At 59.7% G+C, this 22,550-nt stretch carries 18 protein-coding genes; 12 read left to right on the forward strand and 6 right to left on the reverse strand.

The annotated features are described in order from the left end of the window. Nucleotides 1–7: 7 nt before the first annotated feature. The 4 genes from QSJ80_RS09650 (at nt 8) to QSJ80_RS09665 (ending at nt 3,949) form a co-directional block, all read left to right on the forward strand. On the forward strand, nt 8–805 hold the full coding sequence (locus tag QSJ80_RS09650; RefSeq protein ID WP_285764229.1) for an undecaprenyl-diphosphate phosphatase: 798 nt from the start codon (nt 8–10) through the stop codon (nt 803–805). After that, entirely contained in the window at nt 799–1,725 is a 927-nt protein-coding gene (locus QSJ80_RS09655; RefSeq protein WP_352176342.1) for an NAD(P)-dependent oxidoreductase, read from the forward strand. Before QSJ80_RS09650 ends, QSJ80_RS09655 begins: the two co-directional genes overlap by 7 nt. A gap of 15 nt (nt 1,726–1,740) precedes the next feature. Then, nucleotides 1,741–2,865: a tRNA-queuosine alpha-mannosyltransferase domain-containing protein gene (locus QSJ80_RS09660; protein ID WP_285764231.1), complete on the forward strand. Its 1,125-nt coding sequence runs from the start codon at nt 1,741–1,743 to the stop codon at nt 2,863–2,865. 76 nt (nt 2,866–2,941) lie between these two features. Then, a complete protein-coding gene (locus QSJ80_RS09665) occupies nt 2,942–3,949 on the forward strand; it encodes a tryptophan--tRNA ligase (RefSeq protein ID WP_285764232.1) in 1,008 nt (335 codons plus the stop codon). Nucleotides 3,950–4,002: 53 nt separating this feature from the next. On the opposite strand, the gene QSJ80_RS09670 is transcribed toward QSJ80_RS09665, so the two are convergent. Both QSJ80_RS09670 and QSJ80_RS09675 read right to left on the reverse strand, forming a co-directional pair. Next, nucleotides 4,003–5,307 (reverse strand): amidohydrolase, encoded by a 1,305-nt coding sequence (locus tag QSJ80_RS09670; RefSeq protein WP_285764233.1) that lies wholly within the window; start codon nt 5,305–5,307, stop codon nt 4,003–4,005. Nucleotides 5,308–5,368: 61 nt separating this feature from the next. Then, nucleotides 5,369–5,902: a DUF2058 domain-containing protein gene (locus QSJ80_RS09675; RefSeq protein WP_285764234.1), complete on the reverse strand. Its 534-nt coding sequence runs from the start codon at nt 5,900–5,902 to the stop codon at nt 5,369–5,371. Between the two features lie 163 nt (nt 5,903–6,065). Here QSJ80_RS09675 and QSJ80_RS09680 point away from each other — a divergent pair, with 163 nt between their 5' ends. Continuing rightward, the gene (locus tag QSJ80_RS09680) at nt 6,066–7,451 is read left to right on the forward strand and encodes a DEAD/DEAH box helicase (RefSeq protein ID WP_285764235.1); all 1,386 of its coding nucleotides are present in this window, start codon (nt 6,066–6,068) and stop codon (nt 7,449–7,451) included. An 18-nt stretch (nt 7,452–7,469) separates the two neighbouring features. Here QSJ80_RS09680 and bioA read toward each other — a convergent pair whose 3' ends face one another. The 3 genes from bioA to QSJ80_RS09695 all read right to left on the reverse strand — a co-directional run bounded on the left by bioA (nt 7,470) and on the right by QSJ80_RS09695 (nt 12,060). Then, entirely contained in the window at nt 7,470–8,738 is a 1,269-nt protein-coding gene (gene bioA / locus QSJ80_RS09685; protein ID WP_285764236.1) for an adenosylmethionine--8-amino-7-oxononanoate transaminase, read from the reverse strand. A 71-nt stretch (nt 8,739–8,809) separates the two neighbouring features. Further along, the gene (locus QSJ80_RS09690) at nt 8,810–11,350 is read right to left on the reverse strand and encodes an ABC transporter permease (RefSeq protein ID WP_285764237.1); all 2,541 of its coding nucleotides are present in this window, start codon (nt 11,348–11,350) and stop codon (nt 8,810–8,812) included. Then, a complete protein-coding gene (locus tag QSJ80_RS09695) occupies nt 11,350–12,060 on the reverse strand; it encodes an ABC transporter ATP-binding protein (protein ID WP_285764238.1) in 711 nt (236 codons plus the stop codon). Before QSJ80_RS09695 ends, QSJ80_RS09690 begins: the two co-directional genes overlap by 1 nt. Before the next feature lie 96 nt (nt 12,061–12,156). Between QSJ80_RS09695 and QSJ80_RS09700 the strand changes: the two genes are divergently transcribed. Both QSJ80_RS09700 and ttcA read left to right on the forward strand, forming a co-directional pair. After that, on the forward strand, nt 12,157–12,843 hold the full coding sequence (locus tag QSJ80_RS09700; protein WP_285764239.1) for an arylesterase: 687 nt from the start codon (nt 12,157–12,159) through the stop codon (nt 12,841–12,843). A gap of 66 nt (nt 12,844–12,909) precedes the next feature. Beyond that, nucleotides 12,910–13,896 (forward strand): tRNA 2-thiocytidine(32) synthetase TtcA, encoded by a 987-nt coding sequence (gene ttcA, locus QSJ80_RS09705; RefSeq protein ID WP_285764240.1) that lies wholly within the window; start codon nt 12,910–12,912, stop codon nt 13,894–13,896. Nucleotides 13,897–14,656: 760 nt separating this feature from the next. On the opposite strand, the gene QSJ80_RS09710 is transcribed toward ttcA, so the two are convergent. Continuing rightward, a complete protein-coding gene (locus QSJ80_RS09710) occupies nt 14,657–16,561 on the reverse strand; it encodes a C39 family peptidase (RefSeq protein WP_285764241.1) in 1,905 nt (634 codons plus the stop codon). Nucleotides 16,562–16,866: 305 nt separating this feature from the next. Between QSJ80_RS09710 and putP the strand changes: the two genes are divergently transcribed. The 5 genes from putP (at nt 16,867) to QSJ80_RS09735 (ending at nt 22,480) form a co-directional block, all read left to right on the forward strand. Beyond that, the gene (putP, locus tag QSJ80_RS09715) at nt 16,867–18,342 is read left to right on the forward strand and encodes a sodium/proline symporter PutP (protein WP_285764242.1); all 1,476 of its coding nucleotides are present in this window, start codon (nt 16,867–16,869) and stop codon (nt 18,340–18,342) included. Nucleotides 18,343–18,435: 93 nt separating this feature from the next. After that, nucleotides 18,436–18,939 carry an O-acetyl-ADP-ribose deacetylase gene (locus tag QSJ80_RS09720; RefSeq protein ID WP_285764243.1) on the forward strand — a complete coding sequence of 168 codons (504 nt, stop codon included), beginning with the start codon at nt 18,436–18,438 and terminating at the stop codon, nt 18,937–18,939. Nucleotides 18,940–19,014: 75 nt separating this feature from the next. Continuing rightward, nucleotides 19,015–19,488 carry an Mpo1 family 2-hydroxy fatty acid dioxygenase gene (locus QSJ80_RS09725; protein WP_285764244.1) on the forward strand — a complete coding sequence of 158 codons (474 nt, stop codon included), beginning with the start codon at nt 19,015–19,017 and terminating at the stop codon, nt 19,486–19,488. 284 nt (nt 19,489–19,772) lie between these two features. After that, complete coding sequence (locus QSJ80_RS09730) at nt 19,773–21,248, forward strand: carotenoid oxygenase family protein (protein ID WP_285764245.1); 1,476 nt, start codon at nt 19,773–19,775, stop codon at nt 21,246–21,248. A gap of 2 nt (nt 21,249–21,250) precedes the next feature. Next, nucleotides 21,251–22,480, forward strand: a complete 1,230-nt coding sequence (locus QSJ80_RS09735; RefSeq protein ID WP_285764246.1) for an acetyl-CoA acetyltransferase — start codon at nt 21,251–21,253, stop codon at nt 22,478–22,480. Nucleotides 22,481–22,550 lie beyond the last annotated feature (70 nt).

Genomic DNA, 22,550 nt, shown 5'->3' on the forward strand with positions numbered 1-22,550 from the left:
AAACAATATGGAAACCATACAAATCGTCGTGCTCGCACTGATCCAGGGGATCACCGAGTTCCTGCCGATTTCCAGCTCGGCCCACCTGATTCTGCCAAAGGAGGTGCTCGGCTGGCCGGACCAGGGGCTGGCTTTCGACGTGGCGGTACATTTTGGCTCCCTGATCGCGGTTGTGAGCTACTTTCGTCAGGATATCGTCAACCTGGTTCGCGATGGCCTGGGGGCGGCCTTCGGCGGCAAAGTAACGGATGATGGCAGGCTCGCCTGGCAGATTGTATTGGCGACGATTCCCGCCGGCCTGGTGGGCCTGTTCTTGAAGGATTTCATCGAGGAAAACACCCGCAGTGCACTGGTGATCGCTGTGACCACGGTGGTATTCGGACTGTTGCTGTGGTGGGCGGACGTCAAGGGCGCAAGGATACTGCCGATTGAGAAAGCGACATGGAAGATGGCGTTGTTGATCGGCGTGTTCCAGGCGCTGGCGTTGATTCCGGGCACTTCCCGCTCCGGTATTACCATGACCGCGGGCCTGCTGCTGGGCATGCAGCGTGATGCCGCTGCGCGATTCTCGTTCCTGATGTCGATCCCGATTATTACGCTGGGTGCGCTGCTGCTGGGTCTGGAATTACTCGAGTTGCCCGCGGTTCCCTGGAAAGAGATCCTGCTCGGCACCGTACTGTCTGGCATCAGTGCCTACCTTTGTATTCATTTCTTCCTGAGCTTTATCAATCGCATCGGGATGCTGCCATTCGTCATTTACCGGCTGGTGCTGGGCGCGGCTCTGTTCGTCCTGATCCTCTGGTAAGACAAACGGGCGGCGATACCTCAACTGGAGAACTTATGTCTGTGACAGTCGCATTTATCGGTCTCGGGGTGATGGGATTCCCGATGGCGGGCTACCTGGCGAAGGCGGGGCTGGATGTACGCGTTTACAACCGCACCGCGGCACGCGCGGAAAAGTGGACACGTGAGTACGGCGGCAGCGCCTGGGCGACTCCCGCAGAAGCCGCCAGTGGCGCCGAGTTTGTATTTGCCTGTGTCGGCAATGACGACGATCTGCGCGAAGTCACACTTGGGGCGCAGGGTGCCTTTGCCGGCATGGCAGAGGGTGCGGTATTCGTCGACCACACCACCGCATCGGCAGATGTTGCACGGCAGCTGGCAATAGCGGCCGCGGAGCGCGGTATTGGCTTTCTGGACGCTCCGGTTTCCGGCGGACAGGCCGGTGCGGAAAATGGTGTGCTGACCGTGATGGTCGGCGGGGAGCAGGCCGTCTTCGATCGGGCAGAGCCCTACATCGCCCACTTCGCCCGTGCGGTCACCTTGCTTGGCCCGGTGGGCGCCGGCCAGTTGTGCAAGATGGTCAACCAGATCTGTATTGCCGGCGTGGTCCAGGGGCTCGCCGAGGCGCTGCACTTTGCCAAGGCCTCCGGACTGGATGCCGAGCAGGTAGTTGGTGTCATTTCCAAGGGAGCAGCGCAAAGCTGGCAGATGGAGAACCGCTACCAGACCATGCTGGCAGGCGAATACGAACACGGTTTTGCCGTGGACTGGATGCGCAAGGATCTGGCCATCGTATTGCAGGAGGCCCAACGCAATGGCGCGTTACTGCCGATGACCGCACTGGTGGACCAGTTCTACAGTGAGGTACAGGCCATTGGCGGTGGGCGCTGGGATACTTCCAGCCTGCTGGCGCGGCTTGAGAATGTACGCCGCTTCGACTGACCACCGCAGATGAAGGTGCTGCTGCTTTCGGCCTATGACGCCGCCAGCCACAAGCGCTGGCGCGAGGCGCTGGTAGCGCACCTGAGTGACTGGGAATTTACCTGCCTTGCATTGCCGCCGCGCTATTTCAGCTGGCGCGTGCGCGGCAACAGCCTGTCCTGGGCATTCGGGCCGGAGCGCGCCTTGTTGGAGCAGCCATGGGACCTGCTGCTGGCTACTTCCATGGTGGACCTGAGCGGCTTGCGCGGACTGGTACCGGCGCTTGCGCGTGTTCCCGCGGCGGTCTATTTCCACGAAAACCAGTTTGCGTATCCGGAGAGCGGGCGCGAGTACGGATCCGTGGAGCCGAAACTCCTCAATATCTACAACGCACTGGCCGCCGATCTGGTGCTGTTCAATTCCCGCTACAACCGCGACACCCTGCTGCATGGTGCGCAGGCGCTACTCGGCAAATTGCCGGATGCGGTGCCGCCAGGACTCAATGAGACAATTGCAGCGAACTCCAGCATCCTGCCGGTTCCGCTTGAGGACACGCATTTTGAACGGTCTGTAAAGGCCGCGCGAGGCCGGATGCCGGAAGTGGTGTGGAACCATCGCTGGGAGTTCGATAAAGGCCCGGATGTCCTGCTGGAGGCCCTCAGGGGCTGCGTTGCACGGGGCACCCGTTTTCGGCTGCACCTTGTGGGGGAGCAATTCCGCAGGCAGCCACAGGCGTTTGCGGAAATTGAAGCGTTGCTGCGGGTTCCAGGCTGCCCCGTAGTCGCGGGGGAGTGGGGATTTATGCCGTCCAGAGAGGCTTACCACGCGCTGCTCGACCGGTGCGATGCGGTGCTCTCCACTGCCCGACACGATTTTCAGGGGCTGGCGCTGCTCGAGGCCGCGGCACGGGGCTGCCTGCCGCTGGCCCCAGCGGATCTCGCCTATCCGGAGTGGTTCGGTAAGGCTTACCTGGCAGACTGGGGCTTCGTTCCAACACCGGGACGTAAAGGTGTGCAGGAAGAGGGCAGGGCCCTTGCGGGGCGCCTGCAGCAGCTGGTGAGTCGCTGGCACAACGATAGCTTGCCCGAGCCACCGGATGTCAGTGACCTTTCCTGGCAAAAGCTGGGGCACTGTTACCGGCAGGTGCTGCAGTCGGTTTAGGCCCGGCGCCATACCCCAAAACGGCTGAAGCGGTTATCATAGCGGCCCATTTTGTCAGGCAGTTAAACGAAGCAACATGAGCAAACAGCGGGTTCTTACCGGAATTACCACCACGGGCACGCCGCACCTGGGCAACTACGTCGGCGCAATTCGCCCGGCGATCGAGGCCAGCAAGGATAGCGATAACGAGTCTTTCTACTTCCTCGCCGACTTCCACGCGCTGATCAAGTGCCAGGACCCGGCGCTGGTGCACCAGTCCACGCGCGAAATTGCTGCGACCTGGCTGGCCCTTGGGCTGGATACCGATAAATCGGTTTTCTACCGCCAGTCCGATATTCCGGAAATTCCCGAACTGACCTGGCTGCTGACCTGCATGACGGCCAAGGGCCTGATGAACCGTGCCCACGCTTACAAGGCCGCAGTGGATGCCAATCGCGAGGCCGGTGAAGATCCCGACTACGGCGTCACCATGGGCCTTTACAGCTATCCGGTACTGATGGCGGCGGACATCCTGATGTTCAATGCCAACCGCGTGCCGGTGGGCAAGGACCAGATCCAGCACGTGGAAATGGCCCGCGACGTGGCACAGCGCTTCAACCACCACTACGGCGAGCACTTCGAGCTGCCGGAAGCGGTGGTGGATGACAATGTCGCGGTGCTGCAGGGCCTTGACGGCCGCAAGATGAGCAAGAGCTACGGCAATACCATTCCGCTGTTCCTGCCGGAGAAAAAGCTCAAGAAACACATCAACAAGATCAAGACCAACTTGCTGGAGCCGGGTGAACCGAAAGACCCGGATACCTCCACCGTGTTCCAGGTCTGGCAGGCGTTCGCCACGCCGGAGCAGACTGCCGAAATGCGCCAGGCATTCCTCGACGGTATCGCCTGGGGCGAGGCCAAGAAGCAACTGTTTGAACTGGTAAACGGCCAGGTAGCCGAAGCACGCGAGCGCTATGAGACGCTGCTGGCCTCGCCGGCAACGATCGAGGAAGAGCTGCAGAAGGGTGCCGAGAAGGCGCGTGCGATTTCCCGGCCGTTCCTGGAGAAGCTGCGCGAAGCCGTGGGTATCTACAAAATCAGCTGAAAACGTTCGGCTTGATTAGATAAGCGAAAAAGGGCCCTGCGGGCCCTTTTTTGTTAGTTACCTTCCATGTAATCCAGCGTCAGCTCTGCCATCAACCTGACCCCCAGCTCCAGCCCGCTCTCGTCGATATAGAAATCCGGTGTGTGGTGCGGTGGCGCATCAGCGCGGTCTTTGCCCGGGGTCAGTCCACCGAGGAAGAAGTACAGGCCCGGCACCTTTTCCTGGAAGAAGGAGAAGTCCTCCGCACCGGTAATCGCATCGATCTGCAGAACATTGTCCTGGCCGGCTACCCGCTCCAGAGTGGGCAGCATCTGAGCCGTCAGTTGCGGCTCGTTGTAGGTAACGGGATAACGCGTGGTGTGGGGCAGGTTGACTTCAACCGTTGCATTGTTTGCTTCGGCAACGGACGTGGCGATCTTGCGCACACGCTCATGCACCGTCTCGCGCATACCCTTGTCGAGGGTGCGGATGGTGCCCAGCATTTCCACCGATTCCGGGATGATATTGGAGCGTACGCCGCCATGAATGCTGCCCACGGTAACGACGGCGGCATTCTGGGTCAGGGGCATATTGCGGCTCACGATGGTCTGCAGGGAATTGATGATCTGCGCAGACGTCACGATCGGGTCGACACCGGTCCACGGTGTGGAGCCGTGGGTCTGTTTCCCCTTGACCTCGATGCGGAAGTTATCGACTGCCGCCATGATCCCGCCAGAGCGGTATTCGACCTGGCCAACCGGGGTGTCGGACGAGATATGCAGGCCAAAGATAACGTCCACGGTGGGCTTCTGCAGAACCCCTTGCTTCACCATCAACTCGGCACCGCCTTCCTCGCCTTTCGGCGCGCCTTCTTCGGCAGGCTGGAAAATGAACTTCACAGTGCCGCGCAGCTGGTCTTTCATCTGGCTGAGCACCTCTGCGGCCCCCATCAGGATGGCAACGTGGGTGTCGTGGCCGCAGGCGTGGCTCACAGGCACCATTGCGCCGTTGTATTCAGCCGTGGCCCTTGAGGCGAAGGGCAGGTCGACGCGCTCTTTTACCGGCAGCGCGTCCATATCCGCGCGCAGGGCAACCACCGGTCCTGGTTTGCCGCCTTTCAGCAGGCCTACGACACCGGTGTGTGCGACCCCTGTCTGGACTTCTAAGCCAAGCTTTTCAAGATGGCCAGCGATCATCTCCGCGGTCTTGAATTCACGGTTACTGAGTTCCGGGTTCTGGTGGATATGTCGGCGCCACTCGATGACTTTCGGCTCGACGGCTTTGGATAGCTCCGCGATCTGTGGCCGGGTTTCAGCGAAGGCCGGCAGGCAGGAGGCGGCACTGATACCACAGATCAGAAGCTTGCGTAATGCATGCATTTGAAGGTCCCCAAGACAATTTTTCTGGTTTGTTATTTTTGAATTCGGACGATCCTCGAGGTTACCACATGAGGTCGTCCGGGATCTGGAAGTCTGCGTAGGGGTCGTCCTCTTCAGTCGCCTGCTCCTTGGCAATACTGATAATGCGGGACTCGTCTCGCAGGGCAATTTTTTCCGCGACCGGGCGCGGCACCAGCTCATAGCGGTCGCCCTGTTTGACGATGGCCAGACGACCGTCACTGATGTGCTTCGCCACGGTGTCGGATACGTAGATCTTCTTGATCTTGGTGCCATCGGCGAAGTTGAAAGCGGTTTCGCCCTGTTGAGCGACTTTGTTGACCTCGATCAACTGCTTGATCTGCGCATTGATGGCCTTGCGCTCCGCCTTGGCGTTCTGCTCGGCGGCCATTTCTCGGTTGCGCGCTGCGGCCTGCTCTTTGGCCTCCCGCGCGGCGACCTTGATCTCGTCCTCGACCACAGATTTGCTCTTGTGCGCGGCACGGGTGGCTTTGGTCTTTTCTTTCTTGGCCTTGGTGACAGCTTTCTTGTCGACCAGGCCGGCCTTGAGAAGCTGATCCTGCAGTGACTTCGACACGGTGTTCCTCGTTTACGCTGACGTTTGGCTGGATTCCAATCCTGTTACGCGGCCCGGGCGTGCCGCGTAACAGGGCAAAGAAGCTCGGACTTGTGGCCCTGCGGCCATACAATTGCGCGATGCCCTGATAGAATCCGCCCAAATTCGGTTAAGTTGTTACTCTATGCGCGAGAATAATTCCTCTGACAGCAAAATTCACACTTTTTCCGGTCTGGACCTGCCCAAACCGGTCAGTCGGGCGCTGGAGCAACAGCAACTGGAAGAAATGACACCGGTGCAGCAGCAGGCGATCCCGCAGGTGCGCACTGGCGGGGACCTGATGGTCGCCGCGGCAACCGGCAGCGGCAAGACGCTGGCGTTTGCCGTTCCCATTGTGCAGGCCATGCTGGAGAAACCAGCCCCCAACACCAGTACCCGGGCACTGATCCTGGCGCCGACACGGGAGCTGGCGCGCCAGTTGCACAAGCAGTTTGACCTCCTCACCCAGTCCAGCCGTGTGGAAGTGGGTGCGATTACCGGCGGCGCCGTGTTCAAGTACCAGAAGGCCATGCTGCGCAAGAACCCGGAAATCGTGATCGCGACACCGGGGCGCATCCTTGAGCACGTGCAGAAGGGCAGTGCCGATATGGGCGATCTGGAGTTCCTGGTGCTGGATGAGGCCGACCGTATGCTGGACCTGGGCCTCGGTGATGAGGTGCTGGAACTGGCCGGGGCCTGTAACCCCGGGCGGCAGACCCTGCTGTTCTCTGCAACGCTCAGGCGCGGCGCGATCACGGAGCTTGCCGGCAAGCTTATGCAGCAACCGCAAATGCTGGAGGTAGACTCGGCCCATACGGCGCACAAGGCCATTACACAACAGTATTGCACTGTGGACGACGACAGCCACAAGGCGCGCCTGTTGACCTGGCTGCTGGCGCATGAGCCGGCGGACAAGGTAGTGATCTTCTGCAATACCCGTGCGCGGGTGGAGGCACTGGGCGAGGTGCTGGGGCACCACAACCTGGATTCCGTCATCCTGCATGGTGACCTGACCCAGGATGAGCGCAACGAAGTCACGCATCGCTTCCGCCTCGGCCGCGCCAAGATCCTGCTTGCCACTGATGTGGCCGCGCGTGGTCTGGATATCAAGGGCGTGGACCTGGTGGTGAACTACGATATGGCGCAGAGCCCGGATGACTATGTGCACCGTATCGGCCGCACGGGACGCGCCGGCGAAGAGGGTCTGGCGGTATCCCTGATTGCGCGCAGTGACTGGCGCCGCAAGGGCGCCGTGGAGAAGTTCCTCGATATGGGCATGGAGCAGCGGGTGATCAAGGGGCTGCAGGGCAAGTACCGTGGCGAGCGTCCGCCGGAAAGCAGGCAGGCGCCGAGCCCCTGGGACAAAAGCGCGAAAAAGCCAGCGGGCAAAAAGCCCGGCGCAGGCAGGCCGCACAAGAAGCCTGCGGCCGGCAAGCGCCCCGGGGGCAAGGGGCAGGCCGGCAAGGGCCTGGGTGGCCGTTTCGGGGACGGCAGCGCGCCGCTGACGATTAAACCCCGAAAAAAAGATTAGCGCCCCAATCAGATTTGTTCAGGCGAGTAACTCGGCCATCGCGCTGGTGATCTTGCGTAACTCCTGCGGCTGCATCACATAGGGCGGCATGGTGTAGACCAGCTTGCCGAACGGGCGCAGCCATACACCGCGATCCACCAGCTGTTGCTGGATTTTCGCCATTACCACCGGCTCGTGCATCTCCACCACACCAATGGCGCCAAGTGCGCGCACATTCGCGACGCGGGGGGAGTCAACCAGCGGCGCAAGCTCCTGTTTGAGCTGGCTCTCCAGCGCCGCAACGCGTTCCTGCCACGGGCCTTGCATCAGCAGGTCGATACTGGCATTGGCAACAGCGCAGGCCAGCGGGTTACCCATAAACGTTGGCCCGTGCATGAATACGCCGGCTTCACCCCGGCAGATACCGTCTGCCACCCGCTCTGTACAAAGCGTGGCGGCGAGTGTCATATAGCCACCGGTCAGGGCCTTTCCAAGGCACATAATATCTGGCGAGATCCCAGCGTGTTCGCAGGCAAACAGTTTGCCGGTGCGGCCAAAGCCCGTGGCAATCTCGTCCGCGATCAACAGCACATCGTACTCATCGCAGAGGCTGCGCACGCGGGCAAGGTATTCGGCGCTGTAAAAGCGCATACCGCCGGCGCCCTGTACGATGGGTTCAAGGATGACCGCTGCAATTTCCCCGTGGCGTTTCCGCAGGAGCTGCGTAATTTCCTCTAGATGCTGTTCCTCACAGGTCTCACCGAACTGGCATTCCGGGGCTGCAACGAACAGGTGTTGCGGCAGGTTATTCGCAAATAGATGATGCATCCCGGTAATCGGGTCGCACACGCTCATGGCGCCGAACGTATCGCCGTGGTAGCCGTTGCGCAGCGCCAGCATTTTGCTCTTTTCAGGCTTGCCCTGAGAATGCCAGTACTGCAGCGCCATTTTGATCGCCACTTCGACGGATACTGAGCCGGAGTCCGCCAGAAAGACTTTCTGCAACGGAGCGGGAGTAATCTCTACCAGCTTGCGACAGAGCTCCACTGCCGGCTCGTGGGTGATGCCTCCGAACATGACATGTGCCATTTTTCCAAGCTGTTGCTCGGCCGCGCGGTTCAGCTCCGGCACATTGTACCCATGCAGGGTGCACCACCAGGAGGACATGCCGTCCACCAGCTTGCGGCCATCTTCGAGCTGCAGGTGCACGCCCTCCGCGCTGGCGACGGGGTACACCGGCGGGGCGGAGAGTACGGAGCTGTACGGATGCCAGATATGCTGGCGGTCAAAATCTAAATCTACGGTCATCAGTTTCTGGCAGGCGGTCTTGCCTGTGCTTTGAGCTCTGCAGTTATCTGTATCTGTAATCTATCCCGGCATCAGGCAAGGTCGCGCAGTACCCGCAAAGGCGGCTCCGATACCGAGCTGCGGCAGGCGAGTGTGCCGGCAGTGCCCACCAGAATCGCGCCAAGCAGCGGGCCGAGCAGCCACAGTTCAGGGTGCCATGTCGGTGCCAGTTCGAAGGTCCATTTTGCCAGCGCAAACAGGGTCAGTTCTGCACCGCCGGCTGCCAGCAGGCCCGTTAACAATCCTATCAGCGCGAATTCCAGAATCAGGCTGCGCATCAGGATTTTGCTGCTGCCGCCCAGGGCGCGGATCAATGCTGCCTCCTGCAGGCGCTCGGCGATACTCGCCTTTACGCCGGCAAGCAGCACCAGCACGCCTGCTATCAGCATCAGGATCAGGACCGCCTCGATTGCGAAGGACACCTGGTCGATGGTTTCCTGGATCCGGGCAATCACTTTATCCAGTTCGATAATGGTGATGCTCGGGAAACCGGTAACCAATTCGTTTACCAGCAGTTTCTGCTCCGGTGGCAGATAGAAACTGGTGATGTAGGTGGCCGGGAAATCGCTCAGCGAACCGGGCGAAAACAGCATGTAGAAATTGGGGTGCATGCTGTCCCACTGCAGGGTGCGGTGGCTGATGACAGGTGCAGACATCTCGATGCCGCCGATGGAGAAGCGCAACTCGTCGCCGAGCTTCAGGGCAAGCTTGTCTGCCAGCTCTTTCTCTACGGAGACACCCCGTGCGTTGGCGGGGAGCTTGTCCCACCACTGGCCGGCGACGATCTTGTTGTCATCGGCGAGCGTATCGGTCCAGCTCAGGTTGAGCTCCCGGCGGATCGCACCGGAGTCCTGCTGGGGGCGTTCCTTGACCGGCACATCGTTCACGTGGGTCAGGCGCCCGCGTACCATCGGGTATATCTGGCCGGTTTCTATATTCGATTGTTCGAACAGGGTATCCAGTTCTTCCAGCTGGTAATCGGCAATATTCACCAAAAAATGGTTCGGGGCATTTTCCGGCAGCTGCATACGCCATTCGTCGATCAGCGCGGTGCGCGCGAAATACATGGCCAGCATTGCCAGCAGACCGGTGCCGAATGCGGCCAGTAACAGCGCATTGAAGGGGGCGCGGCGTTGCAGACTGCCACTTGCGAGGCGCCAGCTGGTGCCGAGTTTGGCGATATGCCCGGACAGCAGGCGCAGTACGCCAAAGTTGAACAGTGCCGCCAGTACGGCAAGCAGCAGCAAACCGGCGAACAGGGCCAGGGTGATTGCGAGGCTGCCGCTCAGCCACCACACCAGCAACAGCATAAACAGTGGCCCGAACACAAATGCCATCCATTCGCCGCGGTGGGGGTTGCCCCAGTCGCGCTGCAGGGTCTGCATGGGCGATGTGCCGCCGAGGCGCAGCAGCGGAGGCAGGGCAAAACCGGCGGTACACACAATACCGGTGCCGAGGCCAACCAATAGCGGTTGCCACTGGGTGGGCGGCGGATCCAGCGGGAACATATCCGCCAGCAGGACTACGACCTGGGCCTGCACCAGGCTTCCCAGCAGGAGGCCCAGGGCGGTGGCGATGCCGGCGAGCACCAGCATCTGGGTAACGTACAGCTGCAGGGTCTTGCGCCTGCCGGCACCCAGGCTTTTCAGGACGGCAACGTAAGGCACGTGGCGCAGGCTGTAGCGACGCCCGGACAGGGATATGGCAACACAGGCCAGTAACACCGCAAGGCTGCCTGCCAGGTAAAGGAAGCTTTCTGCGCGGTCCATGGCGCGTGCCACGCGGGGTTGGCCGTCGCGCAGGTCGATGACACGCTGGTGTGTGGTGAGCTGTGGCTTGAGCCATTGCATGTACTGGCTCAGTTGCTCTGGCTCGCCGGCCAGCAGGTAGCGATAACCGACGCGGCTGCCGGGCTGGATAACTTCGGCTGCAGGTAGGTCGTCGACATGCATCAGTGCACGAGCGCCGAAGCTGAACACACTGTTGCTGCGGTCCGGTTCAAACTCGATCAACCCGGATACTTTCAGGTCCAGTGCGCCAATGCGCAGCGTATCGCCCACAGCAATATCCATCAGCGGTAGCAGGCGCGGTTCCAGCCAGACCTCGCCGGGTTGCGGCCCGCTGGATACCTTTACGCGAGTCGCTTCCGGGGATTCCCGCATTTCCAGGTGGCCTACCAGTGGGTAGCTGCTGTCCACGGCCTTTACTGCCGCCAGCTGGAAGTTATCTCCGGTGCTGATCATGGAAGAGAAGCCGACGGTGCGCGCATGCCGGACCTGGTTTTCCTGCGCGTGCTGAATCCACTCTTGCGGCGTCGGGGAATTGCCGGATACAACCCGCTCCGCGGCGAGGAAGCTGTAAGATTGCGCGGTCAGGGCGCGCTGCAGGCGATCAGTGAAGTGTGCTATCGCTGTAACGATTGTGACAGCCAGTAGCAGGGAGGCGGCGATGAGAGCGAGCTCTCCACCACGCCAGTCGCGCCACAACAGGCGCAATGCCAGTGCGGTGCCACCACCGGACTTAGCTGGTGAAGTGTCGCCCAGCTCTGGTGCGTTCATTCCTGCGTTTGCCATTACTGCTGCACGCCTCCCGTCACAGCGAGTTCCCCCGCGTCGACTTCCTGAGCCTCGCCGGCAGTGATGCGTAGCTGCCGCTGGCAGCGAGTCGCGAGCCCGGACTCGTGGGTTACCAGAACCAGGGTGGTACCGGTCTCGTTATTGAGGTTAAACAGCAGGTCTGCAATGCGTTCGCCGTTTTTGGCATCAAGGCTGCCGGTGGGCTCGTCGGCAAACAGCACAGCCGGTTCGCTGGCGAATGCGCGGGCGATGGCCACACGCTGCTGTTCCCCCCCCGAAAGCTGGCGCGGGTAGTGGTGCAGGCGCTTGTCCAGGCCTACCTTCTCCAGGAATTTGGTGGCTCTGTCTTTTGCGTCTGCAAGTCCCGCAAGTTCCGCGGGCAGCATGACATTTTCCAGTGCAGTCAGGCCTGGCAACAACTGGAAGGTCTGGAATACGAAGCCGACGTGGTTGGCGCGCACGCGGGCGCGATCTTCCTCGTCCATGCTGGTGATTTCTTCTCCGGCCAGCCACAACTTTCCGGATGTTGGCCTGTCCAAACCAGCGAGCAGGCCGAGTAATGTGGATTTGCCTGAGCCGGAAGGCCCGGTGATGGCCAGGGTTTCTCCTGAGGACAGGCTGAGGTTAATATCACTCAGTATGTTGAGCGGTCCCTCGGCTGTAGAAACTGCGTGGCAGAGGTTTTGGGCTTTGATGATCTCTGACATATTCAGGTCGATACGCTCACGTCGCTTTTAACGAAATTCTTATTGCCGGTGCTGGCACCGGATTGCCGGACAGCCCGGTCGAAAGGAGATTATGGCATGGCTTGGCGCAAGCGCCTCAGGGTTTTCATCGTAGCTTTTTGTGTGTTCGGCGCGCCGCTTGGCATATTCAGCGCTCAGGGCTGGGCATCGGATCAGGAGAGTGTACAAAAATTGCTCGTACTGGGGGACAGTATCAGTGCGGGTTATGGCATTGACCCGGAAAAAGGCTGGGTGCAGTTGCTGCAAAACCGTATTCGCGAAGTCGGCGCCGATATCGAGGTGGTGAACGCCAGCGTGAGTGGAGACACTACGCGCGCGGGACTGGCGCGTCTGCCGCTGCTCCTGAAGACGCACGAACCACGCTGGCTGGTTGTCGAGTTGGGGGGCAATGACGGTTTGCGCGGTTACCCGCCCAAGCTGATGCAGGAGAACCTCGACAACATTGTGGCCAGGGGCAAGGCCGCAAATGCGCAGGTGCTGTTACTGGGTATGCGCCTGCCCCCCAATTATGGCCCTGCCTACAACGAGGCTTTTGAAAATGCTTTCGTGAAGGTCGCTGAGAAGCAACAGGTCCCTTTTGTGCCGTTTTTTCTGGAAACCGTGGCGCTGCAGGAGGGGGCATTGCAGTCGGATGGTATCCACCCGACCCAGTTAGTGCAGGCTGGCATGCTCGACTATGTCTGGCCCTGCCTGAACGCCATGCTGAACGGAAATGGCCAGACTAAAGAGTCATGCAACTTCTGAGCAAATCGCTTAAAATTTGCGCCCCCGAATTGACGTAGTCCCGCTTGCGGGCCTGGAAGAGAAGTGATGTCCAATAGCGCCAGCATCGAAACCCGTAAACACCGCCTTGAGTTCAACAAGCTGCAGAAGCGCCTGCGTCGCAATGTCGGCCGCGCGATCGCAGATTTCAATATGATCGAGGAGGGCGATAAGGTCATGGTGTGCCTGTCCGGGGGCAAGGACAGTTACGCGATGCTGGATATCCTCCTGAACCTGCAGAAAACGGCCCCCGTCCATTTCGAGCTGGTGGCGGTCAATATGGACCAGAAGCAGCCGGGCTTCCCTGAGCATATCCTGCCGGAATACCTGCAGCGCATCGGGGTCCCTTACCATATCCTGAACAAGGATACCTACAGTGTGGTCAAGGAGCTGGTGCCCGAAGGCAAGACCACCTGCGGCCTGTGTTCGCGCCTGCGGCGCGGCACCCTGTACGGATTTGCCGAGGAGATCGGTGCAACCAAAGTGGCGCTGGGGCATCACAAGGACGATATCGTTGAGACGCTGTTCCTCAACATGTTTTACGGGGGTCGCCTGAAGGCCATGCCGCCGAAGCTGCTGGCCGATGATCAGCGAAATATTGTGATTCGCCCGCTGGCCTACTGTCGCGAAGAAGACCTGTCGCTGCTGGCGGAGTACAAGCAGTTTCCCATCATTCCGTGCAATCTTTGTGGCAGCCAGGAAAACCTGCAGCGCCAGAATATCAAGGCAATGCTGCGAGACTGGGACAGGCAGTTCCCGGGCCGTACGGAGACGATTTTTTCCGCACTGCAGAAAGTTTCCCCGTCACAGCTGGCCGACACTGGCCTGTATGACTTTACCAACCTGGAACTGGACCGGAGCAATGAGAAAAAAGCGCCGGTTGCCGAGGAAGCTACTTTTGTTGCGCCGGTTGTGAACTCATGGGTGCCTGACCTGGAGTCTGACCAGGAACCTGCGTCGGAGCCTGAGGAGTGCGAGGTGGTGTCGGCGCCGCAGGGTGGCGCACCACTTTATATTGACGCGGTAAACCTCTGACGCAGGCGCGGTCCTTTTTGGGCTCCACGTAGCGGAAGTAGTTGTCGATAAAATTGGAAATGGTGGCGCTCGGGCCGTGGTGAAAGTGCCTGTGCCAGGCGCGCGCCATACCGTAGATGTCGTCTGCGGCTATTTCCGAGATTCCGGCAGCACGGTAGACCAGCCATGCGATTGCGGTCGCATAGCGCAGGTTGGTGGTCAGTTCTGCATGGGGGTGCTCTAGGAAGTCCCGCTGGCTTGCAAGGCCACGCACCTTGGAGGCCAGTGCCGGGTGGTCGACGAGGTACCTGTCCCATACCGCCTTGTGACTCTGCGGTGGGATCTGGTAAATTCCCAGCCCGCGGCGGCGGCTGTATTTCAGGTGCAGCCCCATCTCTGATTCCTGCGCTGCGGTTCCCAGCAGCAGGTTTTCCATTCCGGCAGATGAACGATGCAGTTGTCGCAGGGTGGGGCGAATGACTAGTTCGCGAATTTCGTCCAGGCAAATGCCCATAAGGGTTCGTGTTTTTTTGACTTGCTCAACCTCAGGTTTAGTTGGTTGCGGCATGCCGTGCCAGTGATTTCGGCTAAATTGCGCGCCAATCGGCGTAGAGTGGAAGGGCGATCCAGTCAGGACGTATGTGGATGGCCAGCGCACCATTAGGATGTTCATTTCGAAATCGCATAAATACGTCCATGTAGCTCCGGCGCGCACGTCCATGTGCGCGACGGTTTCGAAATTCACATCCTAACGATCCACTCGCTAGCTAATTGTGCTGAATTATTCGTAAATGTGCAGCCAGAGGTCGTCGCCGGTGCCGTTGTCGTTAATGGCGTATTCGAATGCGTCTTTCGGGTATTTCACGCCTTCGCCAGACACGCTGCTGTCGTAGTTGCCCCACTTGATAAGGTTCCAGCGCCCGAACGGGTCGTTCACCGTGTAGTACTCGCCATCGAAGTCGGTGACCACCATGATGTGACCCGGAGACGTGAACCAGCCGTGGACGATTGCGAGCTTGCCGGACGTGACCGCGGCCCGCAGTTCGGCAATGGTGCCGTTGGTTTTACTGAGTGCGCGTTTGCTGCTGCCGGCGCGCATGGCCATTTCATTGAATCCCCATTCCAGTGCCGGCACTGTCTGCAGGACGCCTCCGAGTTCTTCGTACAGGTAGTCCGGGGTGCGGCCGTTCTGGGCCGGGTCGGTGAAGCCAAAGAAGTCGGTAACCATGGCAAGGGAGGTTACCGAACAGGTGCCGTAGGGATCGTAGTAATTTTCTGTCTGCTTCCAGTAGGGCGTGGCTACCGGCTCGGGTTCAGTCGGAGGCTCGACCGGGGTGCTGCCACCGTCGCCTGGGTCGAGGTAATCGGTCATGTCATTATTGCCGCCGTTGCAGTCCGTCGCGTCGAAGGTGGTCAGGTTCCAGTCGACGTTGGCCCAGTCGTCCCAGACAGCTTGCGGCACGGAACCGCCGGGTACACGCCAGATTGTTGTGTTGGGGCCGGCCGCGGCAAAGTACTCGTTGATCTGCGCAGGAGTAATTTCGTTGTACTCGGTGGAGACGATATGCCAGATCGGTTTCTGTGCGCCCATCTGCCGGTACTCGCAATTTCCGACCTCAATCCAGCGTTTGACGTCCGCCATGTAAGCCGGACCCCAGACTTCCACGTAAGTCTGCGGCATATGGAAATCGACATACTGATCGATAATGCCCACATTCATGCCCTGATCCATGGGATTGCCCCAGGTGGTTGCACCGATCGGGAAATCTGCATTCGTGTGCCCAGCGGCGATGGCATCCTGCTTGGCGGCTTCGAAGGCCTGGAAAATTGCGTGCAGCTCTGTTGTGGTGTTGTTGAACTCAACCTCGACGTCGAGCACGTATCCCACATAGCCGTACTGCGCGGCATAAAAAAGCGCATCGGCCTGGGCCGCGTCGTTGCCAGGATAGTTGTAGGACCAGGCCCAGGGTTCTATGCCACGGGACTTGTAAATTTCGGTGGTTGCCGTTGAGCAGGCATCTGCAAACAGGCTGCAGTTATTGGATCCATCGGCAATCTTGATGAAGATGCGCTTAACACCCAGCGCGGCAAGCTCATCCGCGAGTTGGGTGTGGGTTCTGTTCAGGCCGGTTTCATCGATGTACCAGAGCCAGGCACCAAATTTGTTTGTCAGTACTGTGCCGCTGCCGCCGCCCAATGGAGGGGGCGGGTTTGCTATTTCCTCCTTGACGCGCAGGTAAAACTCGGCGGACCAGCGATTGGTGTAACAGGCGGTACCGCCGCCGAGGGTTGCACAGGCAGTGACTTCGTCTCCGGAAAAGTTACCGTAGATATTGTTTGTGGCTCCGGGCACATCTTCAAAACAGTGCCCTCCATAAGTGGGTGAGCGCACGGTATCGTCTGGGCAGTTGCCGGTACCGCGCAGGTTCTGGGTAAATGATTTTGACCAGCGCAGCACCTGGATATCGACCCCCTGTACCGGATAGGTATAGGTACTGGTGCAGGCGTTGCCGCCGCCATAGGCCACGCATTTGCCGATCATGGCATTGGTGAATGGGCCAAAGGCATCGGCCTCATTGGCGCAGAAATCGAGAGAGGAATCAAAGCTGGTGCCGTCGGGGCAGAGCGCCTGCACATTTGCGCTCACGAGCAGGCCAGCCGCCAGCAGTAATTGCTTGAGGTTCATGATGGAATCCTGTTTTTTATTGCTTTTGGTTAGGGTGTACTGCGGTAACGCAAGAACTGCGTCAGCGAGGTGACTAGCGCATTACCCGGTCTTTGTATGCTTCGGTCGCAGATGGTGACCAATGAGTTACTATCGGCGTGAGCGATCAATTCGGCGAAGGCCAGGCCCGGCGCTGCATTTGGGGGTTCGGGCAGGGACTATGCAGTGGTGGTGTGATTAGACTTGCCCGTCGAAGTCAGCTATCGTCCGGCAGCAATTCCCCGCAGAACAACGACTGTTGCAGGCAACAATAAGAAGAGGAAGCGATGGCGGACCAAATTCTCGTAGCACTGACTTTCATAGCCTATATGGCCGTGGTACTCGCGCTGGGTATTTATGCTTATAAACGCACCCAGGACGCCAGCGATTACTTCCTCGGTGGTCGCTCATTACATCCCGCGGTTGCCGCACTCAGCGCCGGCGCTTCGGACATGAGTGGCTGGCTGTTGCTGGGCCTGCCAGGCGCAGCCTACGCAACTGGCCTGACTTCTGCCTGGATCGCGATTGGCCTGTTCTGCGGTATTGTGGCCAGCTGGGCGCTGATGGCGAGGCGCCTGCGCGTATACAGCTATGAGCTGGACGATGCGCTCACTGTGCCTTCCTATCTGCAGCGCCGCTTCAATATGAAAACGCCCTGGCTGCGCTCCATCTGTGCGGTGTTTATCCTGCTGTTTTTCCTGTTTTACGTTGCCTCTGGTTTGATTGCCGGCGGCAAGCTGTTCACCACGGTATTCGGCTGGGAGTATCACCTGGCAGTGGTGTTCGGAGCGGTAGCGATTATTTCCTATACCCTGTTTGGCGGTTTCCTCGCGGTGTCCTGGACTGACGTATTGCAGGGGCTGCTGATGAGTTTTGCGCTGTTGCTGGTGCCAATTATGGTCATCAATATGAATGGCGGCATGGATGAGACCGTCGCGATCTTGCAGCAAAAGCACCCGGAATTTCTCCATCTGATGACCGATGCGGAGGGCAAGCGCCTGACATTGCTGGCAATAGTCAGCTCTGTCGCCTGGGGTCTCGGTTATTTTGGTCAGCCGCATATCCTCGCCCGTTTCAAAGCGGTGCGTTCGGAGAAGGATGTGCCGACAGCAACTGCCATCGCGGCCACCTGGTCCCTGCTCGGGTTTATCGGTGCGCTGTCTGTTGGTCTGCTCGGCCATGTCGCTTTGCAGGGCACCCTCCCGGATGGGGAAAGGGTGTTTATGGCGCTGGTGGAAACGCTTTTCCACCCGCTGATTGCCGGCATCCTGCTGGCGGCAATCCTGTCCGCGATCATGAGTACGGCGGATTCACAGTTGCTAGTTTCCAGTGCGGCCCTGGCGGAGGACATTTATCACGTCTGGTGGGGCAAGTCGGCCTCACCTGAAAAGCTGCTGCAGGTGGGCCGTTACGCGGTGATTGCGCTGGCGCTCATTGCGGTTGGGGTGGCGATGGATCCCGATTCCAAGGTGCTTGATGTGGTTGCCTATGCCTGGGCGGGGCTGGGTGCTGCTTTTGGCCCGACGATGCTGGTCAGCCTGTACTGGTCGCGCATGACCGGCGCCGGTGCAATTGCCGGTGTGGTAATCGGTGGACTGACAGTCCTTGTCTGGCGCCACTTATCTGGCGGCATATTTGACGTGTACGAACTGGTCCCGGGTTTCCTGTTTTCACTGGCTGCTATCGTTTTAGTTAGTCTGCTGACAAAACCTTCGGGTGAAGTCAGTGCGCGACACGAAAAAGTGTTGGCGCGTTTCAATTAAACCAAGTCGGGGCTGAATCAGGGGGTTACGGGAGTCGCAGGGCTTCCCGCTTGCCACATGCAGTCTTCCGGCAATCGACTTGGAGACGATAGAGTGATTGCAGTACACCTCGGTGATATCACTCAGTTGGAAGTGGATGTTGTCGTCAATGCCGCCAATCCAAGCCTGCTCGGTGGTGGTGGGGTGGACGGCGCCATCCATCGCGCCGCGGGCCCGGAGTTGCTCGAAGCGTGTCGGCAGATTGGTGGCTGCCCGGTCGGGGATGTGCGGGCCACCGATGCCTTCAGGCTCCCGGCAAAACGTATTTTCCACACGGTCGGCCCGGTCTGGCGCGGCGGCAGCTTTGGCGAGCCGGACCTGCTGTCTGCCTGCTACAAAAGCTGCCTGGCTCTGGCCGCCCGTGAAGGGCAATCTTCCATCGCTTTCCCCGCTATCAGTTGTGGCGTCTATGGCTACCCCTGGGAAGAGGCGGTGCCACTCGCGGTCAATGTGGTCAAAACCTTCCAGCAGGGGGCGAGCGCCCTCGATAAAGTCGTATTCTGTTGCTTTGATGAGGCGGTCGCGGCACTCTACGAGCTTGAGCTGACTATGGAGTGACGCCTTTTTCGTCATTTCCCTCTATAATCGGCCGGGTTCAGATAATAAAAATCAAGGTCAATTCAAGGAGGCCACATGTCCTCAGGACGTACCGCAGAAGCCTGGTTTGCCGAATACGGTGAAAGCCACCAGAACAAAGTCAACAAGGGCATCCACTGGATTGCCGTTCCCGTGATCTACGCAACCGTTATCGGCCTGCTGTGGGCAATTCCGCAACCGCAATTCCTCGCCAAGATCAGCTGGCTGAACTGGGCTGGTGTCGCCCTGGTACCCGTCATGTATTTCTATGCGCGCATGTCACGCGCCATTGCGATTGGTATGGCACTGATGAGCGCTGTTTTCTTCTGGGCGTGGTCCCAGGTTGAGGCGGCGGGCCTGCCTATATGGCAGTCTGCGCTGGCGATCTTCGTAGTGAGCTGGATTTTCCAGTTTATTGGCCACAAGGTGGAGGGAAAGAAGCCTTCCTTCTTCAAGGATCTGCAATTCCTGCTGGTTGGCCCGGCCTGGGTAATCGGGTTCCTGTACCGCAAGCTCGGCATCAAATATTGATTCTAATCTTGCTCCGATACATGGGGTCAGAGCTTGTGCTCTGACCCCAAAAACCCCTGGTCCGATACATGGGGTCAGAGCTTGCGCTCTGACCCCAAAAATCCCCGCTTTGACCCCTTCCCATTTGCCCTTCGTTTTTCCCGTTTTTGCCTCTCCCACTGCACCTGCGCCTGTGCTTGGCAGCAAATACCGGCACTCGCGGTAGCAATTGTTAACCTGTCCTCCTGCCTGCGCCCCTATGCTGGGTGTGTGCGTATCCGCGCTTTGACAGGGAGCGAAAGACAATGAAAATCAAGCACCAGAATGAGGTTCCACATACGCTCAAGCCCAGCCGCCACCCGTACCTGAGTGGCGCATGGACGCCGAACTTCACGGAATACACAGCGACCGATATGGAGGTGGTTGGGGAAATTCCGAAAGACATCGATGGCGTCTATATCCGCAATACCGAAAACCCCGCGCAGGAGCCAATAGGCGCCTACCATCCGTTTGATGGCGACGGCATGCTGCATGCCATGTCGTTCCGGGACGGTGTGGCGGAATACCGCAACCGGTTCGTGCGCACCCGCGGGTTCGAGGCCGAGCAGGAGGCGGGGGAGTCCATCTGGGCGGGCATCGCCAACAGTGTGCACAAGTCGAAACGGCCGGGGTGGGGCGCGCAGGGATTTCTCAAGGATGCCTCCTCGACCGATGTGGTGGTCCATGCAGGCCGTGTGCTATCCACGTTCTGGCAATGCGGCGAGGGCTATCGCCTCGATCCCTATACGCTGGAACAACACGGGACCGAGGGCTGGACGCCACTGGACGGTATATCCGCGCACCCCAAGGTGGACGAGCGCACCGGTGAGCTGCTGTTTTTCAACTATTCGAAGTATCCCCCGTATCAGCATTACGGCGTGGTGGACCGCAACAACAAACTGGTGCACTACACGCCGGTACCCACGCCGGGTCCGCGCCTGCCTCACGATATGGCGTTCAGCGAAAACTATTCGATACTGGTGGACCTGCCGCTGTTCTGGGATCCGGAGTTGCTTGAGGAGAACAAACACCGCTCCTGCTTCTACCCCGAGCTGCCGACGCGGTTTGGCATCATCCCGCGTTACGGGTCTTCCGAGGATGTGCGCTGGTTTGAGGCATCGCCCACGTACGTCCTGCACTGGATGAACGCCTACGAGGAGGGCGATGAAATCATCCTCGATGGCTATTACCAGGAGGATCCCATGCCAGGCCCGCTGCCGGGCATGCCGGACAAGCCCGGGCGCATGATGGCCAATATCGACATGCATTCGTTCAAGTCGCGCCTGCATCGCTGGCGCTTCAACCTCAGGACCGGCGAGACCACCGAGCAGCGCCTGGACGACCGCAACCTTGAATTCGGCACCTTCAATCAGCGTTATGCCGGGCGCAAGTCACGCTATCTGTATTCCGTCAGTGGCGAGCCGGGCTGGTTCCTGTTTTCGGGGCTGGTCAAGCACGACCTGGAGACAGGAGAAAGCTGGACGCTGCCGTTCGGCGAGCAGCGCTTTGGCAGTGAGGCGCCGTTTGTGCCGCGCATCAATGCGAAGAGTGAGGACGACGGTTACCTGGTGACGTTTATCACCGACATGAAAGAGAACTGCTCGGAATGCGTTTTGATCGATGCGCAAAATATTGAGGCCGGGCCGGTGTGCAGAATCTTTTTGCCCGAAAGAATCAGCAGTGGGACACACGCAACCTGGGCGGACGGGCCTACAATTCGCAGCTATAACAGCGGGGAATAAATATGTCGCGCCGTATCTACGTTCTCGGTGGTTACCAGAGTGACTTTGCACGCAACTGGAAGCGCGACCAGAGTAGTCTCGCCGATGAATTCTCCAACACGGTGCGTGCCGGGCTGGAATCGGCGCGTCTGGATGCGGCGGACATAGAGGTCGGCCATGTCGGCAACTTTGTCGGTGAGCTCTTCGCCGGCCAGGGACAGCTCGGCGGCTTCTTTGGCAGCGTGGATCCCGCGCTGCGTTACCTGCCGGCTTCGCGGCATGAGGCGGCCTGCGCTTCCGGTTCCATGGCACTGCTTGCGGCCATGGCGGACCTGGAGGCTGGCCGCTATGGGGTGGCTGCTGTGGTGGGCATCGAGGTCATGCGCAATGTCGAAGGGCAGCAGGCAGCGGAGTTCCTGCGCCCCGCGTGCCGGGTAGATTCTGAATGGCAGGAAGCGCGATATGTGTGGCCGTGTGCGTTCAGTGAGCTGGTGGAGCTGTACGAAAGTCGCTACGGGCTGCAGCAATCGGTATTGCGGGAAATCTCCAGGAAGAATTTCGGCAATGCCCGCAACAACCCCAATGCGCAGGCGCGCGGCTGGCATTTTCCGGAGGGCAGTTTTACGGATAACGATGACCTGAACCCGGCTGTGGAAGGGCGCATTCGCAAGCTCGACTGCGGCCAGATCAGTGACGGTGCGGCGGTGGTTTTTCTGGCCACGGAAGCACGCGCCGCGGAATATGCCCGCGCGCGCGGGCTGCGTCTGGAGGATATTCCCCACATCAAGGGCTGGGGGCATATCAATGCGCCCATCGGGTTTGCGGACAAGCTCGCGCTCAGTGAGCCGGAAGGGTACCTGTTCCCCCATGTGAACCGGCTGTTCCGCGAGACCCTGGCGAGGGCCGGGATGCATGACATTCGCGAGGTGGATGGTCTCGAGGTACACGACTGCTTCAATATCACCGAGTACATGATCCTCGATCATGCCGGCCTGCTGCCCCCGGGCAGGGTGCATGAGGCCATTGAGGCGGGCGTCACCCGAATGGGCGGCAGCTTGCCGGTGAACGCCAGCGGCGGGCTGATCGGCCTTGGGCACCCGGTCGGGGCCACCGGGGTGCGCATGCTGCTCGATGGTTACAGGCAGGTGTCGGGTCAGGCAGGCGATTACCAGATTGCGGGTGCCCGTAACCTGATGACTTTCAATCTAGGAGGCAGTGCGACGACCTGCGCCAGTTTTATCGTGGGGCGCTAGGAACCAATGGGGTCAGAGCCTGCAATTAATGGGGTCAGAGCTTTGGCTCTGACCCCTGCTAGCAATTAAT

Origin of the sequence: Biformimicrobium ophioploci (genome assembly GCF_030270605.1) — a bacterium.
GTDB classification, from domain to species: Bacteria; Pseudomonadota; Gammaproteobacteria; order Pseudomonadales; family Cellvibrionaceae; genus Biformimicrobium; species Biformimicrobium ophioploci.